At 72.3% G+C, this 16,443-nt stretch carries 10 protein-coding genes, 1 tRNA gene, 1 pseudogene and 1 riboswitch; of the genes and pseudogenes, 7 read left to right on the forward strand and 5 right to left on the reverse strand.

Annotated elements, in window-relative coordinates; all coding sequences use genetic code 11:
* Positions 1-533: 533 nt before the first annotated feature.
* A pseudogene (locus tag K3769_RS21345) lies at positions 534-4,217 on the reverse strand (BTAD domain-containing putative transcriptional regulator); the annotation flags it as partial.
* A gap of 774 nt (positions 4,218-4,991) precedes the next feature.
* On the opposite strand from K3769_RS21345, the gene K3769_RS21350 reads away from it, so the two are divergent.
* The 4 genes from K3769_RS21350 (at position 4,992) to K3769_RS21365 (ending at position 10,214) form a co-directional block, all read left to right on the forward strand.
* Positions 4,992-6,416 (forward strand): NsdA family TPR-like regulatory protein, encoded by a 1,425-nt coding sequence (locus K3769_RS21350; RefSeq protein ID WP_267027993.1) that lies wholly within the window; start codon positions 4,992-4,994, stop codon positions 6,414-6,416.
* Positions 6,417-6,582: 166 nt separating this feature from the next.
* Positions 6,583-7,794 carry an L-2-hydroxyglutarate oxidase gene (lhgO, locus tag K3769_RS21355; RefSeq protein WP_267031482.1) on the forward strand — a complete coding sequence of 404 codons (1,212 nt, stop codon included), beginning with the start codon at positions 6,583-6,585 and terminating at the stop codon, positions 7,792-7,794.
* Between the two features lie 233 nt (positions 7,795-8,027).
* A complete protein-coding gene (trmB, locus tag K3769_RS21360) occupies positions 8,028-8,852 on the forward strand; it encodes a tRNA (guanosine(46)-N7)-methyltransferase TrmB (RefSeq protein WP_267027994.1) in 825 nt (274 codons plus the stop codon).
* 69 nt (positions 8,853-8,921) lie between these two features.
* Positions 8,922-10,214: a PrsW family intramembrane metalloprotease gene (locus tag K3769_RS21365; RefSeq protein WP_267027995.1), complete on the forward strand. Its 1,293-nt coding sequence runs from the start codon at positions 8,922-8,924 to the stop codon at positions 10,212-10,214.
* A gap of 165 nt (positions 10,215-10,379) precedes the next feature.
* Here the strand turns inward: K3769_RS21365 and K3769_RS21370 are convergent, their stop codons facing one another.
* From K3769_RS21370 to K3769_RS21385, 4 genes are all read right to left on the reverse strand, one after another.
* The gene (locus K3769_RS21370) at positions 10,380-11,432 is read right to left on the reverse strand and encodes a M23 family metallopeptidase (protein WP_267027996.1); all 1,053 of its coding nucleotides are present in this window, start codon (positions 11,430-11,432) and stop codon (positions 10,380-10,382) included.
* 11 nt (positions 11,433-11,443) lie between these two features.
* A riboswitch (cyclic di-AMP (ydaO/yuaA leader) is annotated at positions 11,444-11,601 on the reverse strand.
* Between the two features lie 318 nt (positions 11,602-11,919).
* Entirely contained in the window at positions 11,920-13,053 is a 1,134-nt protein-coding gene (locus tag K3769_RS21375) for a PP2C family protein-serine/threonine phosphatase (protein ID WP_267027997.1), read from the reverse strand.
* Between the two features lie 170 nt (positions 13,054-13,223).
* Positions 13,224-13,297, reverse strand: a tRNA-Met gene (locus K3769_RS21380).
* A 52-nt stretch (positions 13,298-13,349) separates the two neighbouring features.
* The gene (locus tag K3769_RS21385) at positions 13,350-14,507 is read right to left on the reverse strand and encodes a dihydrofolate reductase family protein (protein WP_267027998.1); all 1,158 of its coding nucleotides are present in this window, start codon (positions 14,505-14,507) and stop codon (positions 13,350-13,352) included.
* Between the two features lie 138 nt (positions 14,508-14,645).
* Here K3769_RS21385 and K3769_RS21390 point away from each other — a divergent pair, with 138 nt between their 5' ends.
* From K3769_RS21390 to K3769_RS21400, 3 genes are all read left to right on the forward strand, one after another.
* Positions 14,646-15,161: a MarR family winged helix-turn-helix transcriptional regulator gene (locus tag K3769_RS21390; RefSeq protein ID WP_267027999.1), complete on the forward strand. Its 516-nt coding sequence runs from the start codon at positions 14,646-14,648 to the stop codon at positions 15,159-15,161.
* A gap of 129 nt (positions 15,162-15,290) precedes the next feature.
* On the forward strand, positions 15,291-15,923 hold the full coding sequence (locus K3769_RS21395) for a GTP cyclohydrolase II (protein ID WP_267028000.1): 633 nt from the start codon (positions 15,291-15,293) through the stop codon (positions 15,921-15,923).
* A 62-nt stretch (positions 15,924-15,985) separates the two neighbouring features.
* A complete protein-coding gene (locus tag K3769_RS21400; RefSeq protein ID WP_267028001.1) occupies positions 15,986-16,429 on the forward strand; it encodes a RipA family octameric membrane protein in 444 nt (147 codons plus the stop codon).
* Positions 16,430-16,443: the final 14 nt, after the last annotated feature.

Genomic DNA, 16,443 nt, shown 5'->3' on the forward strand with positions numbered 1-16,443 from the left:
CTCGTGTCGAGGCAGATCGCCAGGGGGTCGACCGTGTCGAGTTGAACCCCGGCGAGGCCGGCGAGACCGGCGGTGGGGAGACGCGGAGGATCCGCCCTCCCCGGACCTGCCACCACGGGATCCGCCCCGACCGGGCCCGTCGCCGCGGGATCCGCCCCCATCGGGCCCCTCGCCACCGGACCCGCCCTGACGAGACCGGTCGCTGCCGGACCCATCGCCACCGGATCCGCCCTGACCAGACCCGTCGCCACCGGATCCGCTCCGACGAGACCGGTCTCCGCCGGACCCATCGCCACCGGATCCGCCCTGACCAGACCCGTCGCCACCGGATCCGCTCCGACGAGACCGGTCTCCGCCGGATCCATCGCCGCTGGGTCCGTCCCCACCGGACCCGCCGCCACCGGTTTCGTCGGCGCAGGGTCCGCCCCGACCAAACCAGTCGCCGCCCGGTCCGTCGCCGCCGGATACGTAGCCGCCTGATCCGTCGCCGCCGGATTCGTCCCCGCCGTCGCGTCGAGTGCCGCTCCCAGGAGCAGGACTCGGTTGGTCCAGGTCGCGCCCTCTCTGCGGAAGTTGCGCAGCCACCAGAACCAGCCCATGGAGAGCACCAGCGCCGCGGCCTCCGGTTCGTCCGCCGCGAGAACGCTGCGGTGCAGGGCCGCGCGGATGTTGTCGAGGTCGCTCTCCAGGCGGTCGATCCAGCGGAGTTGGTCGGCGGACCGCAGGAGGGGGTCGGCCTGTTCGACCAGCGCGCGGGCCCACGCGCGATGCCTGCGCTCGGCCTCGGCGCGCAGTTCGGGGGTTTCGGCGACGCGCTCCACCGCGTACTCGTGGATCGTCTCCAGCATGCGGTAGCGCATGGCGTCGTCGCCCCGCCTGCCGGGTGTCGCGACGATCAGGGACTTGTCGACGAGCGCTCCGATCAGCTCGGCCACGGGCCCGCTGCACACCGCTTCCGCGGCCTCCAGGTCCCAGCCGCCGGCGAAGACGGACACCTCACGCAGGACGGTCCGCTCGGGCTCGTCGAGGAGGTCCCAGGACCAGTCGACGACCGCGCGCAGGGTCTGCTGGCGGGGCAGAACCGTACGGCTGCCCGAGGTGAGGAGCCGGAAGCGGTCGTCGAGCCGGTCGGCGATCTGGCGCGGGGCGAGCATCCGCAGCCGGGCGGCGGCCAGTTCGATGGCCAGCGGCAGACCGTCGAGGCGGCGGCAGATCTCTTCCACGGCGGCGTCGTCGGTGACATCACCCTCGGGGTGGGCCGCCGCCGCGCGCTCCCTGAAGAGGCGGTGTGCCGGTGCCGGCAGGAGGGGCTCGACCGGGCGCACGGACTCACCGGGCACTCCGAGGGGTTCACGGCTGGTGGCGAGGATCGTGAGCCCCGGGCAGCGGGTCAGGAGCGTCTCGGCGAGCTCGGCCGCCGCGTCGATGAGGTGCTCGCAGTTGTCAAGGATCAGGAGTTGCGTGCGCGGGGCGCAGTACTCGACGAGCAGGGCGACCGGGTCGTGCTGCTGACCCGCCATCTCATGGGTCATCAGCGCGGTCTCCCGCAGGCCCAGGGCGCTGACGACCGCGCCCGGCACCGCCTCGGGCCGGTCGAGCGGGGCGAGCTCGGCCAGCCAAGCCCGTGGATGCCCGGAGGCGGCCTCCTCTGCTAGACGGGTCTTTCCTGAGCCGCCCGGTCCGGTGAGGGTGACGAGACGGGCCCGGTGCAATTCGGAACGAATCGCGTCGAGTTCGGGTTCCCGGCCCACGAAGGAGTTGAGGCGGGGACGGATGTTGCCGGTCGGTTCGCGGTGTTCGGGGGCGGGAGTCGCCTTCGGGTTCGGCGGGGCCGCGTGCGGGGTCAGCAGTTGCGCGTGCAGGGCGCGCAGTTCCGGGCTCGGGTCCGTGCCGAGGCCGTCGGCGAGGGCACGGCGGGCCCGTTCGTACGCGTCCAGCGCGTCCGCCGGACGGCCCGTGTCACGCAGGGCCCGGACGAGAAGGGCGTGCAGCGACTCGTCGTACGGGTGGGTCTCGGTGAGGGCCCGCAGTTCCGGTACGGCGTCGTGGGCGCGGCCGTTGCGCAGATCCGCCTCCACGCGCGCGCGGGTCGCCTCCTGCCGGAGGGATTCCGGTCGGGTGGCCGCCGTGGTGCGGTCGGGGAGGTCGGCCAGGGCCGGGCCCCGCCACAGGTCCAGGGCCTCTCGGAGGATGCGGGCCGGCGTGCCCGTCCAGCATGTGCCTCGGCGGTCCAGGAGGCGGCGGAGCCACAGTTCGAGGGAGACCAGGTCCGCGAGGCCTTCCAGGGGGAGGGGCTCGCCGTCGGCCGCCGCTCGGAGGGCCTTGCGGACCACGCGTGCCTCGACCAGACCGGCCTGGGCGAGCAGGGGCGTGTCGAAGAGGGCCACCAGTTCGTCCACGGCGACCCGTACCCCGATGCGCGCGGCGGCGTTGGACGACGCGTGGGAGGGGGCGCCCCAGCCGGGCGGCAGGTCCGCCACCCCGGCGCCCTCCAGGACCGTACGGAGGATCGCGGCCCGCGCCCCGGGCCGCACCCGCAGCGCCTCGGGAAGGGCGCGACAGGCGCGTACGACCTGGTTGTCGAGGAAGGGGGCGTGCAGGCGCTGGAAGCGGACCTCGGCGGCCTGCTCCAGGATCCGGAGGTCCGCGGCGTGCCGGGTGAGCGCGGAGCGGGCCCGGAAATCGCCGGGCCGCTGGCCGGGACCGACGTTCGCGCGGGTCGTCGCACCCGTCAGGCGAACCGATACTTCAGCGAGGGCCTCACCCGTCAGCCACCGTGCGGCGGGGCCCGGCCTGGCCCAGGTGAGCGCGGCGAGGGACGCCCCGACCGCTCCCGCCGGCTCCTCGAACCGCTTGTGCAGCAGCCTGTCGGCCAGGCTCTCCACACCCACCACGTAGGACGTACGGGAGAGTCTGCGGGCCGCGCCGTACACGCGCGCGGGGACCATGACGGAACCGTCCGCCTTCGTCAGCGCCGCGACCGGACGCACCAGGTGGCGCCGCTTGCGGTCCATGAGCAGGTCGGCGAGACGGGCCGGATGGGCGTCCAGGACCTGTCGGGCGCCGTACCCGGTGAAGTGGTCCGCGCTGCCGGAGGCCAGGCGCGCGCGATGGCGGGCGGCCGTCACCAGGGACGGGCCCGGCTCGTCGGTGAGCGGGCCCTCCAGTTCGGCGTAGGGCAGGACTTCCTCGCCCCCGGCCACCACCACGTGGTGCAGGCGCGGGTTGGCAGCGAGCGTGCCGGCCCGTTCCAGCTCGGCCTCCCGGCCCTTGACCACCATGTCGTTGAAGGTGACCGCGAGGAGGCGTTCGCCCGCGCCCGTGCCGTGTCCGAGGACGGTGCCGGGGGCGCCGGGCAGTCCGGCGGCGAGGAGGGCGAGCGTGCCGGAGGCGGGTCCCCCGGAGAGGTCGGCCCCGATGCCCGGAACCGGCATGCCGCGCGCCGCACGCCGCTCCGCGGGCCCCATGCCCGGCACAGGTCCGGGATCTATGTCCGCTCCCGGTACGTGCCGGGGGGCGGCCAGCCGCGTGCGGACGGCCTCCACCAGGGCGTCCCGGACGCCGTCCACCGCGCTGTCGGCGTCGGCGGTGGGGGCCGCGACGGCGAGGGAGGCCACCGGCTCGTACCCGGCGATCTCCCGCGCCCCGGCGCGCAGGATCAGCGCGTGCCCCGGCGGAATGCGCCGTACGCCTTCGTAGGGGGTCGAGTCCTGGAGTGCGGCCGGTACGTCGGGGGCCGCGAGCAGAGCCGCCAGATGCCCGAAGTCGAGGTTGGCCTCGATGAGGTCGGCGAGGGGCAGGGCGGCGGTCGCGTACGCCGTACCGCTGGCCCACGGGGTGTAGAACACCGGTCTGAAGCCTGCCAGATCGCCACAGACCATGACACGGCGGCCCACCTGGACGACGGCCGTGTAACTGCCGGACCAGGCCGTCAGATGCCGAAGTGCCCCGCCGCGCGCGGCGAACAGGCCCACGCGCAGTTCCTCGTCGGAGGCGCCGCACGTACCGAGCACCGCCATGCGGTTCTGGTCGTCGGCCTTGACGACCCGCACCTCGTCGGGGCGCCAGTCGCCGACCGCCCAGAGCGGATCGGGGTCGCCCCACAGGAGTTGGGACCCGACCGGATGGACGGTCTCGCCGTTGCCGCCGGTCGCGCCCGCCGAACCGAACTCAGGCGCACGAGCGGCGGTGCTGCTCCATCCCACCAACCATCGCATCGCCGCCTCCACAGGCTGTGGACAACCAGTGCACCGCACGAACCGGTCACCATGCTGCCACGAAGAAAGCGCGCCGGAGAGCCGACGGCGCCGGTCGCGCTCCCCTTTGTGCGCCCCTGGGAGATGCCCCCTCGGCGGTGAACTCACGCGCGGGGAAAGGCGATCGCGAGGAATTGACTATTGGCGTACGACGCGAATGCGCCCCCAAAACACTCCCCAAAAACACCCAACGCGCCCTCAAGTACCGTGGTAGACGCGGTTTTTGGCTCCCGAAGGCAGGGGCGATATTCAGCCAAATCGGGGATGGACAGACAGGCTTGCACACGCTCCGTACAGGCTGTGCGCAACGCACAGTCCGGGAGGCGGACTCCGCCTCCCGGACCGGTCCGCCGCCCGCGGGGATGTAGGCGGCGGTGTCCCCCAGCCCACTGGATCCAGTACAGCGGGCCGACCCACGCGCGATCCATCGAAGCGCTCCCCCGTTGGCCGGAGAAGAGCGCACGGACGGGCGCACTGCCACACAGCGGGAGCACGACACGACGCTCCGTGCTGACCCGCGGACCACAATCCCGCCATCCGGAACAATGCCCCTTAACGCTTGGGATGCGGCGAACTACCCTGTGTTTGCCTGTGTTTTCGCGGGAGGCATATTCCTGAGGGCTCAGCCACGTGCTTGTGCGGGTGGGGTTCCAGGGGTTGGCGGCCCGGGAAGACACAGCACGAATGCCGCGTGGCTGAACCCGCGCGGCAGCCGTCTGTGTCGAGGGGTGGCGCATGTCCAGGGAGCAACGCGGGCCGAACGAAAAACTCGGCACCGTTCTCGCCCTCGCGGGAATCAGCAACGCAGGACTCGCGCGTCGCGTCAACGATCTTGGCGCCCAACGCGGGTTGACTCTTCGCTACGACAAGACGTCGGTGGCGCGCTGGGTGTCCAAGGGCATGGTGCCGCAAGGCGCCGCGCCCCACCTCATCGCCGCTGCCATCGGCCAGAAACTCGGCCGCCCGGTGCCGCTCCACGAGATCGGCCTGGCGGACGCGGACCCCGCGCCGGAGGTGGGCCTCGCCTTCCCCCGCGACGTAGGGCAGGCCGTGCGGTCGGCGACGGATCTGTACCGCCTCGACCTCGCCGGGCGCCGGGCCGGTTCCGGCGGCATCTGGCAGTCGCTCGCCGGCTCGTTCGCGGTGAGCGCGTACGCGACTCCCGCCTCCCGGTGGCTGATAACCCCGGCCGACACCTCGGTGGCACGGGACGCCGGCCCGCTGGAGGGTTCCCAGGCACCACTGAAAGTCGGCCACAGCGACGTGCTGAAGCTGCGGGAGGCCGCCGAGGACGCCAGGCGCTGGGACTCCAAATACGGAGGCGGCGACTGGCGTTCGTCCATGGTGCCGGAGTGCTTACGGGTGGAGGCGGCACCGCTGCTCCTGGGCTCGTACTCGGACGAGGTCGGCCGCTCCCTCTTCGGGGCGAGCGCCGAACTCACCCGGCTGGCCGGCTGGATGGCCTTCGACACGGGCCAGCAGGAAGCGGCACAGCGCTACTACATCCAGGCCCTGCGCCTGGCCCGCGCGGCGGCGGACGTCCCGCTCGGAGGTTACGTACTGGCCTCCATGTCCCTCCAGGCGACCTACCGCGGCTTCGGCGACGAGGGCGTGGACCTCGCGCAGGCCGCCCTCGAACGCAACCGGGGGCTGGCCACGGCCCGCACGATGAGCTTCTTCCGCCTGGTCGAGGCGCGGGCCCACGCCCGCGCGGGTGACGCCCACGCGGCCGGGGGCGCCCTGCGGGCGGCGGAGGGCTGGCTGGAGCGGGCCCGGGACGGCGACCAGGATCCGTCCTGGCTCGGCTTCTACTCGTACGACCGTTTCGCGGCCGACGCGGCGGAGTGCTACCGCGACCTGAAGGCTCCGCGCCAGGTCCGCCGATTCACCGAGCAGGCCCTGTCGAAGCCGACGGAGGAGTTCGTACGCTCGCACGGGCTGCGGCTGGTGGTGTCGGCGGTCGCCGAGCTCGAATCGGGCAATCTGGACGCGGCGTGCGAGCAGGGGGTGCGGGCGGTGGAGGTCGCCGGGCGCATTTCCTCGGCGCGCACGACCGAGTACGTGAAGGACCTCCTCCACCGGCTGGAGCCGTACGGGGACGAGCCGCGGGTCGTCGAGCTACGGGAACGGGCGCGGCCGCTGCTGATGGCACCGGCCTAGGGCTCAGCGCTTCCCGGCGCGCCGCCTGCGGGTGCGCCGGCCTGGTCGTGCCCACTTCCCCGCACCCCTGAAAAAGTACCCGGCCTGAATCGTGGTTTGAGGGCGTTGTCAGTGGCGCAGTGCACTATCGGTGGTGGCTGAGTCGGAAGGGGAGGTGGGCGGGCGGATGGTGCGGGAGATCGCTTACGACTGTGACGTGCTGGTGATCGGCGGCGGGATCGTCGGTCTGTCGACGGCGTATGCGATCACGCGTGCCGCACCGGGCACCCGCGTGACGGTGCTGGAGAAGGAAGCCGGCCCCGCCCGACACCAGACCGGCCGCAACAGCGGAGTCATCCACAGCGGGATCTACTACCGCCCGGGCTCCCTGAAGGCACAGTTCGCGGCGCGCGGCGCGGCCGAGATGGTCAAGTTCTGCGCCGAGTACGACATCCCGCACGCGGTGACCGGCAAGCTGATCGTCGCCACCGAGCGGGACGAGCTCCCCCGCCTGCACGCCCTGGTCCAGCGAGGCCGGGAGAACGGCATTCCCGTACGGGAACTGGGCGCCCCCCAGATCGAGGAGTACGAACCCGAGGTACAGGGCCTCGCCGCGATCCACGTCTCCACCACCGGGGTGTGCGACTACGGCGCCGTGGCCCGGCACCTCGCGAACGCCTCCGGCGCCCGGATCCGGTACGGCACGAAGGCCGCGTACATCGACCGCCGCCCCGACCTCGGCGTGGCCGTCCGCACGGACGACGGCACGGTCGTCCGCGCCCGCGTCCTGGTCAACTGCGCCGGCCTCCACTGCGACGAGATCGCCCGCCGCACGGGCGACGAACCGAACATGCGGATCGTCCCCTTCCGCGGCGAGTACTACACCCTCGCCCGCCCCGACCTGGTCCGCGGCCTCGTCTACCCCGTGCCGGACCCCGCGTTCCCCTTCCTCGGGGTCCACCTCACGCGCGGCATCGACGGCAGCGTCCACGTCGGCCCGAACGCGGTTCCGGCCCTGGCCCGCGAGGGCTACGACTGGCGCACCGTCCGCCCCCGCGAACTGGGCTCGACCCTCGCCTGGCCCGGTTCCTGGCACATAGCCCGCCGCCACTGGCGCTACGGCACCGGCGAACTGCACCGCTCCCTGTCCAAGGCGGCCTTCACCCGAGCGGTCCGCCGCCTGCTGCCCGCCATCACCTCGGACGACCTGATCCCGACCCCCGCGGGCGTCCGCGCCCAGGCGGTCCTGCGCGACGGCACCCTGGTGGACGACTTCCTGATCCAGGAGGGCCCCCGCACGGTCCACGTACTGAACGCCCCCTCCCCCGCGGCCACGGCCTCCCTCCCCATCGGCCGAGAGGTGGCCCAGAGAGCCCTAAAAACCCTGGCAGCGGCCTGACCACTGCAACCGCCGCGACCACTGCGACCACTGCGACCACTGCGAGAACGGACGCCGCGAGGGTCCGTGCCGGTACGTCGTGGTCCGCCGCGTAGCCCTTCCACACCATGCCTGCCCTGCCGGCATGGTTCCGTATGCCCGGGGGCGGCGGACCGCGGCGTACCGGCACGGCCCCGACCCACGACGGACGCCACGCCGCACGACGACCCACCACGCCGTAAAATCAACGCACTGTGTCTGATGCATCCCGAACCCCCCGCCCGAAAAGCGAACCCCGCTTCCCCGACGGCCCCCAGCCCGACCCGGCAGGCTCGCACTTCGAGCGACGGATCCGCAGCTTCCAGCCCCGCCGCAGCCGCGTCACCCAGGGCCAGGCGGACGCGCTGCAGCGGCTCTGGCCCAAGTGGGGCCTGGACATCGACGGGCAGCGAACCCTCGACCTCGCCGAACTCTTCGAGGCCGACATCCCCGTCGTCCTGGAGATCGGCTTCGGCATGGGGGAGGCAACCGCCGAGATGGCCGCCGCGGACCCGGACACCGGCATCCTCGCCGTCGACGTCCACACCCCCGGCCAGGGCAACCTGCTGAACCTCGCGGACCGCGCCGGCCTGTCCAACATCCGCGTGGCCAACGGCGACGCGATCATCCTGCTCCGCGAGATGCTGACCCCGGACTCCCTCGCCGGCCTGCGCGTCTACTTCCCGGACCCCTGGCCCAAGAAGCGCCACCACAAGCGGCGCCTGATCCAGCCGGAGTTCCTCACGCTGGCCGCGTCCCGCCTGCGCCCCGGCGCGCTGCTGCACTGCGCGACGGACTGGGAGCCGTACGCCGAGGTGATGCTGGAAGTTCTCTCCGCCCACCCGGATTTCGAGAACACCCGACCCACACTCCCCGACGCCGCCGGCGACCACGTCACCGGCTACGCGCCGCGCCCCGACTTCCGCCCGCTGACCCGTTTCGAGGCGCAGGGCCTGGACAAGGGCCACGTGGTGAACGATCTCCTGTTCCGCCGCGTACCGCATGGCACGAACAGCGGTCCGGACAGCCCGGGCACCTGAGCGGCGCCTCCCCACCCCGGGACGGGGCGCTCTCGCGGGCCGAGCCCCTCCCTCGTTAGGGTTTTTGTCATGGCCACCAGTCCCCCACCCCCGACACCCCCCGGCCTCCCCGCCGAGGCCGCCCGTCGGCACGCGCACTGGTGGCAGCGCACGTGGGTGCGCTACGCCGCGCTGACCACCCTGCTCGCCCTGTCGGGCCTGGTCATCCTGGCCCTCGTCCGCAAACAGACCGGCACCGAGGGCTTCCTGGTGGGCCTCGGCCTCGCCGTCTTCCCCGTCCCCCTGCTCGTCGCGGCGTTCCGCTGGCTGGACAGGGTCGATCCGGGCCCCTGGAGAAACCTGCTCTTCTCCTTCGCGTGGGGCGCCTGCGCGGCGGCGCTGATAGCCATCGTCGCGAACAGTTTCGCGACGCAGTGGATAGCGACGGCGACCGCGGACCCGTCCCACGCGGACACCCTCGGCGCGACGGTGATAGCGCCGGTCGTCGAGGAGTCGGCGAAGGCGGCGGCGGTCCTGCTCGTCTTCCTGTTCCGCAGACGGGACTTCACGGGGATAGTCGACGGCGTGGTGATAGCGGGCGTCACGGCGACCGGTTTCGCGTTCACCGAGAACATCCTCTACCTGGGCACGGCCTTCGGCACGGACCGGCTCAGCGGCGACACCGGCCTTTTCTCCGTCACCGCGGCGACCTTCTTCGTACGCGTGATCATGTCGCCGTTCGCGCACCCGCTGTTCACCGTGCTGACGGGCATCGGCTTCGGCATCGCGGCGCGCTCGGCGGACCGCCAGCAGGTGCGCCGCGTACTTCTGCCCCTCGTCGGGCTGCTGCTCGCGATGGGCATGCACGCGATGTGGAACGGCTCGTCGGCCTTCGGCGAGTACGGCTTCTTCGCGGTCTACGCGGCCTTCATGGTCCCGTCCTTCGGGCTGCTCACCTGGCTGGCCGTCTGGACGCGCCAGCGCGAACTGGGCACGGTCCGCACGGAGCTGCCCTCGTACGCCATGGCCGGGTGGCTGGCCGCACCCGAGCCGTTCGTCCTGGGCTCGATGAAGGCGCGCCGGCTGGCCCGGGAGTACGCGACGCATCACGGCGGTCGGGACGCGGGGCGGGCGGTGGCGGAGTACGAGGCGTACGCGACGTCGCTGGCGTTTCTGCGCCATCGGGGGCGCCGGGGCCGGGCAGGTGCCGACTTCGCCGTACGGGAGCGTGAGTTGCTGAACGAGCTGTGGGCGCGGCGGGAGCCGGCTCGCCCGGCGCTGGCGTACGCGGCGCGGGCGACGGCACCGGCTCCGGCGCCGTGGCCCGCGCCGGGGTACGGGTACCCGCCGCCGTACCCGGCGTACAACCCCTACAGGTCCTGACGCGCCGCAGCGCCGGTTTGCGCAGTTCCCCGCGCCCCTAGGTGCGTGAGGGACGGCCGGGATCACGACCGCAGGCCGCCGGGGGCTGAGCGCACAGTTCCCCGCGCCCCCAAAAGCCCCACGACACGCGCGTCGGCTCTTCCTCGTAGCGGCGTAGCGGAAGGCTTACGGGTTGAGGCCCTTGCCGCGCAGCCACGTCATCGGGTCGATCCCGCTGCCGCCGGCCGTGTGGACCTCCAGGTGGAGGTGCGCCCCGGTGACGTTGCCGGTGGCACCCACGCGCCCGATGACATCGCCCGTGCTGACCTTCTGCCCGACGCTGACGCCGATCGACGACTGGTGGGCGTACCAGAGCTCCGTACCGTCGTCGAGCGTGAGGACCGTGCGGTAGCCGTACGAACCGCTCCAGCCCGCCTCGGTGATCGTGCCGCTGTGAACGGCCTTGATCGGGGTACCCGTGGGAGCGGCGAAGTCCAGACCCGTGTGCTGACCGGAGGACCACAGCGAGCCGGACTGCCCGAAGGTGGAGGTGATCGTGTACGAGGAGGTGGGCAGTGTGAACTGCTTGGCGAGCGTGGCGAGGCGCGCGGCCTCGACCTTCGCCTCGGCCTCCTTCTCCTTCTTCGCCTTCGCGGCGGCGGCCTTGGCCTTCGCCGCGTCCTGCTCCTTGGCCGCGAGCGTGGCGGCCTTCTTCGCGGCGGCGGCCTCGGCGACGGCCTGGGCCTCGCGGTCGACCTGGTCCTGCTGGAGTTCGGCCTGGAGCATGATGCGCGAGCGCAGGGCCTCGCCGGCGTCGGCGTTGCCCTCCTCGGCGTCGGCCTCGGTGAGTCCCGCGGCGGTGAGCGCCTTGCTGGAACCCTCGGGGGCCGCGTCGTCGTCGGAGATCAGCGAGCCGACGTTCGGCAGGTCGGGGATCGAGATCGACACCGGCGGCTTGCCGGTCTGCGCGGAGGCCATGCCGCCCGCGCCGACGGCGGCGATGACACCGACGCCGAGAACGGTGGAGCTGCGGGCGAGTCCCCCGCCACGCTGCTTGGAGACGCGGTGCTTGCCCCGGACGGGAAGGACGGTCTCGGCGCTGGGGTTCCAGGGCTCGAAGGGCTCGTCGTCCCTGCGGGCGCCGAAGGCGAAGGTGTCGGGCTTCTTGCCGCCCGAGGTCTCTCCCGTCACCTCGTCCGGTATGAACGACGGTGTGGGGGCAGGCCTGTTGAACGCCACGTGGGCGCGCTCCTTTCCTTCCTTCTCGCCTACCGGGTTAGCTGACGGGTTCGGAGCAGGAAGGTCTCCTACGCGAGTCGACCGCGGTGTTCACCACCACGAAAGACACGCGATTCACCCCATGTAGGTGGTTCCCCGGTTCCCTTGCGGGATTCGGCGCGTGCGCACGGAGCCGTCTCTTGTGACGGCTGGGACACCGCGCTGCGTTATCGAACGTTAATAGACTCAGGCACCGGATTCCAAGCTGTTCCTGATGATCGTTACGGCTCCTGGCCTGGACTTAAACGTTCCGAGCGGGGTAAATCGGGCGAGTTGGTCGGCATTCACGGGCACCGATTTTGTTGATGGTGTGTCAGTTGTGATGCGCAGGGGCGTCGTTCGACTACTGCAGGTGATATAGGTCCGCAGAAGGTCCTGCCCGGAGTAGCTCCGGAAGCAGGTCCGGAAGCGAGTCAGGAAACAAGTCAGGAAGAGTCTCCCGACCCCCTCACGGCCGTCGCACGGCGAGCAGCGCCATGTCGTCCGTACCGCCGCCCCCGGTGTACCGCAGCACCTCGTCCACCAGCGCGGCGAGCAGCGCGTCGGGCCCGGCGAACTCCCGCCCCGACAGCCGCGTCACCGGGTCGAAGAAGACCCCCCGCCCGTCCCGGGCCTCGGACAGTCCGTCCGTGTAGAAGAGCAGCGTGGACCCGGCCGGGAAGTCCTCCTCCTGCGCGCGGTCGGGCCACGCGCCCAGGTCGCCCATCCCGAGCGGCAGCGCGGGTTCCGCAGCGGCGAGCGTGCGTACGGTTCCGTCGCAGCGCAGCAGGAGCGGCCCGGGATGGCCGCGGTTGACGAGTCGTACGCGCTGGGCGCCGTGTGGGATCTCGGCGAGCACGGCGGTGATGAAGCCCTCGAAGACCTCGACGCTGTCGCGCCGCACGCCCTCGCGCATCAGCGACCGCTCCAGCCGCTGGGCGACCGCCTCCAGGGTGCTCTCCTGTTCGGCGGCCTCCCGGAAGGCTCCGATGACGACGGCCACGGCGGCGACCGCGCCCATGCCCTTCCCCCGCACATCGCCCACGACGAGCCGTACGCCGTGCGGGGTGTCCTGCACGGCGTAGAGGTCGCCGCCGATGAGCGCGTCGGTCTGCGCCGCCACGTACCGGACCGCGAGGTCGAGGCCGCCGGTCCGCGCGGCCGGTTCGGGCAGTAGGGCCCGTTGGGCGGCCTCGGCGATCTCGTGGGCGGAGGCCAGCCGGGCGTTGCCCAGGCTCACGAGCCGGTTGATGACGACGGCGAGGCAGGCCACGACGGCCACGGTCGCGATCTCGGTGATCCCGCTCGCGTCGAGGGTGAACCGCAGGCTGACGAGGACCATGGCCGCCGTGCCCGCGACACCCGTCCAGACGGTGGCGCCCAGCGACAGCAGCGGGGCCGCGATGAGTGAGGCGGCCGAGAGGAAGGGCGCGGCGGTGAAGTACTGCGGGGTGAGTGCGTCGTACAGGATTCCGGCGACGATCAGCAGCGCCGGCAGCGCGCGGACGACCGCGCGGGTACGGGGGTACGGGCCGGCCTGCTTGTCCGGCCGCGGCCCGGCGGAGCCCGGCGACCGCTGCTCGACCGCTCGACGCCCGATCACGTGTCTCCTGCCCTCGACCACCTCGCTCCGTACAGCGTTCCGGGACGGGCGGGGAGTGGCGAGCGGACGGGGACCGGGAGGGTGAGCACCAGGTCTCCGTGCCGTCGTGCCGTCCTGCCGTGGAAACACCTGAGGCCGGAATCCAATGGATTCCGGCCTCAGGTGTTCAGTAGCGGGGACAGGATTTGAACCTGCGACCTCTGGGTTATGAGCCCAGCGAGCTACCGAGCTGCTCCACCCCGCGTCGTTGAGACCACTGTACGCCATTCGCGGGACTCGGCGCACACGGGTAAATGTCAGCCCCGGTTCTGGTGCCGGTCCAGGTGCCGGTTGGGCGCCTTGGCCGCGCTCTCGTGGTCCGGGAGTACGACGACGTCGGCGCCCTCAGCCGTGAGCAGGCCGTTCCCGTCGGCGGCGGCCACGAAGGTGTCGGGCTCGCGCCAGGCGGTGACGACCCGGCGCACGCCCGCGTCGAGGATCAGCCGGGCGCAGGGCGCGGGCCGCGAGGCACGGTGGGCGCAGGGCTCCAGGCTGCTGTAGACCGTGGCGTCCGGCAGCCGGGGGTCGTCCGGCGCGATCTTGGCCAGCGCGGCCTCCTCGGCGTGCGCGACGGGGTCGGACTCGCGGGAGTACCCGCGGGCCAGCTCCGTGCCGTCGGCCGCGACGACGACCGCGCCGACGCTGAAGGCGGTCCGCGAGGGCGGACACTCGGCGGCCAGTTCGCAGGCGAGCGCCAGCCACCGGTGGTCGGCGGCGGAGGGTACGGGTCCGGTGCCGGGCGCGGTGGGCACGTACCGCATGAGCACCACGTCTCCCACGGGCCGGGTCTCGACGAGCCGCAGCCGGCTGCGCGGCCCGCCCGGGTACGGGCCGTCCCCGAACAGCTTCGGCGCGTGCGGCTGCCCCACCACGAGCGGTGCGAGCGCGAGCTGCAGTTCGTCGGCGAGACCCTGCTGGAGGAGCTGGGTGTGGACCCGGCCGCCGCCTTCGACCATGAGCCGCCGTACGCCGCGGACGTCGTGGAGGTGGGTGAGCACGGCCCGCCAGTCCAGCCCGGCCCCCACGGACACGACGTCGACGCCGAGCCCTCGCAGAGCCTCCACCGCCGTCACGGCGCCGTCGTCCGTCGTATAGACGACCTTCTCGCCGCCGGTGGACCAGAAGTTGGCGGTGGGGTCGAGGTCGCCGGTGCCGCTGACGGTGACCTTGAGCGGGTAGGCGGGCCTCCCCGCGGCGACCCGGGCGGCGCGGCGCTCGGCGGAGTTCACGAGGAGCCGCGGGTTGTCGGCGCGCAGGGTGCCCGCGCCGACCAGGATGGCGTCGGAGTCGGCCCGTACCTCGTCGACCCGGTCGAAGTCGGCGGGGCCGGAGAGCAGCAGCCGTTCGGGGCCGGTGTCGTCCAGGCGGCCGTCGAGGGAGACGGCGGCGGACAACAGGACGTAGGGGTGGGGCATGGACGCGCTCTCTTTCGCGGGGCGGGGTGGGACGCGGGCGGGGCGGGACCTGGGCTTCGGCTCGGCTCGGCTTGGCTCGCTGCATACGGCTGCGGCTCGCGGCTTGGTTCAAGTTTGAAACAAACTTACACTGGAGGCATGACGACCCGCTGGCTCGCCCCCGAGGAGCAGCGCGCCTGGCGCGCCTACATCGCCGCCTCCCACCTCCTGGAGGACGCGATCGACCGGCAGCTCCAGCAGGAGGCCGGTATGCCGCATGTCTACTACTCCATCCTGGCGAACCTCTCCGAGGCGCCGGACCGCCGCCTGCGGATGACCGATCTGGCCGAGCGGACGAAGATCACGCGCAGTCGGCTGACGTACGCGGTGACCCGCCTGGAGAAGGACGGGGCGGTGCGCCGTGAGGGCTGCCCCAGCGACAGGCGGGGCAGCACGGCGGTCCTGACCGGCGAGGGGATGGCCCTGCTGGAGCGTACGGCTCCCGGTCACGTGGAGACGGTCCGCGCGGCCCTCTTCGACCGGCTCACCGCGGAGCAGGTGGGGCAGTTGGAGGAGATCTGCGCGAGTGTCGCGCGGGGCCTGGAGGGCGACGACGCGCAGGCACCCCCGGACGACGTCCCATGGCGCCGCCGCTCGCAGGGTTCGTGTACGTAATCCTCCCCACGGGGCCCTCCCCGCTCCACACGGCACCATTGCTTTAACTTTAAAGCATGGACTAGGGTCTCGATTCGAGGATCTGCTTCAAATCTGAAGCAGACGAGTACCGTGGACCGGAGTACCCGCATGCCCCACTACCCAGCCGCCGCCACCCAGCGCTCGCGCGTCCGGGTGCCCCTGCGCTTCCACGACGGCTACAGCGTCGACGCCGAACTGGTCACCTTCCACGGCCTGACCGACGGCCGGGAACACGTGGCGATGGTCCTCGGCGACCCGGCCGGCGCCACACCCCTGGTCCGCCTGCACTCCGAGTGCCTGACGGGCGACGCCTTCGGCTCCGCGCGCTGCGACTGCGGGCCGCAGCTGCGCGAGGCCGTCGAGCGGATCGCCGAGCGCGGCGGCGTCCTCCTCTACCTCCGCCAGGAGGGCCGGGGCATAGGCCTGTACAACAAGCTCGACGCGTACGCCCTCCAGGACGAGGGCCTCGACACGTACGCCGCCAACACGGCCCTCGGCCTGCCCGAGGACGCCCGCGACTACACGGCGGCGGCCCAGATGCTCACGGCCCTCGGCATCACGGAGCTGGACCTCCTGTCCAACAACCCCGACAAGGCGGACCAGCTCCGGGCGCTCGGCGTGGACGTACAACTCCGGGTCCCGACAGGCGTGTTCACGACGGCCCACAACGTCCTGTACCTGCGGGCGAAGGTCCTCCAGACCCAGCACACGCTCCCGCTCGCGGAGCTGACGGCGGGCTGACGCGGTTTGCCGCCGGCTGCGGAAGCGGTGACTCCGCGCGACTGCGGGGCAGGAAGACGAACGTGGGGGACGACAGTGACGCCGACGCACGGGCCCAGGCGCTGGCGCAGCGTTTGGCGGAGGACGGCAGACTCTGGCAGCACACGCTGCACGAGAACACGATGCTGTTCTCGCGGGGGAATCTCTTCCTGGTGGGCCAGTCGCTGTTCGCCGTGGCGTACACGACGCTCCTCACCTCGGAGCAACACCTCGTGGCGGCACGCGTCCTGGCCGCCTTCGGCCTCGTACTGGCCCTCACCTGGCTGTACGTGGGCCACCGGCACCGCCTCTACTACCAGCACGTACAACGCCGAGCGGTGGAACGCCTGCCTGAGTACGCGGCGACATGGTCGAGCTGGTCCACGCGAGGCCAGGGCCGTGGCCGGGGCCGCTCGATCGTCCTGATCGCGTACTTGCTGCCGACGTTGGCGGTGGTGATGTGGGGGGCGTTGCTGGTGATCACGTGACCCCCGCCACCCGC

The sequence above is a fragment of the Streptomyces ortus genome (assembly GCF_026341275.1).
GTDB classification, from domain to species: domain Bacteria; phylum Actinomycetota; class Actinomycetes; order Streptomycetales; family Streptomycetaceae; genus Streptomyces; species Streptomyces ortus.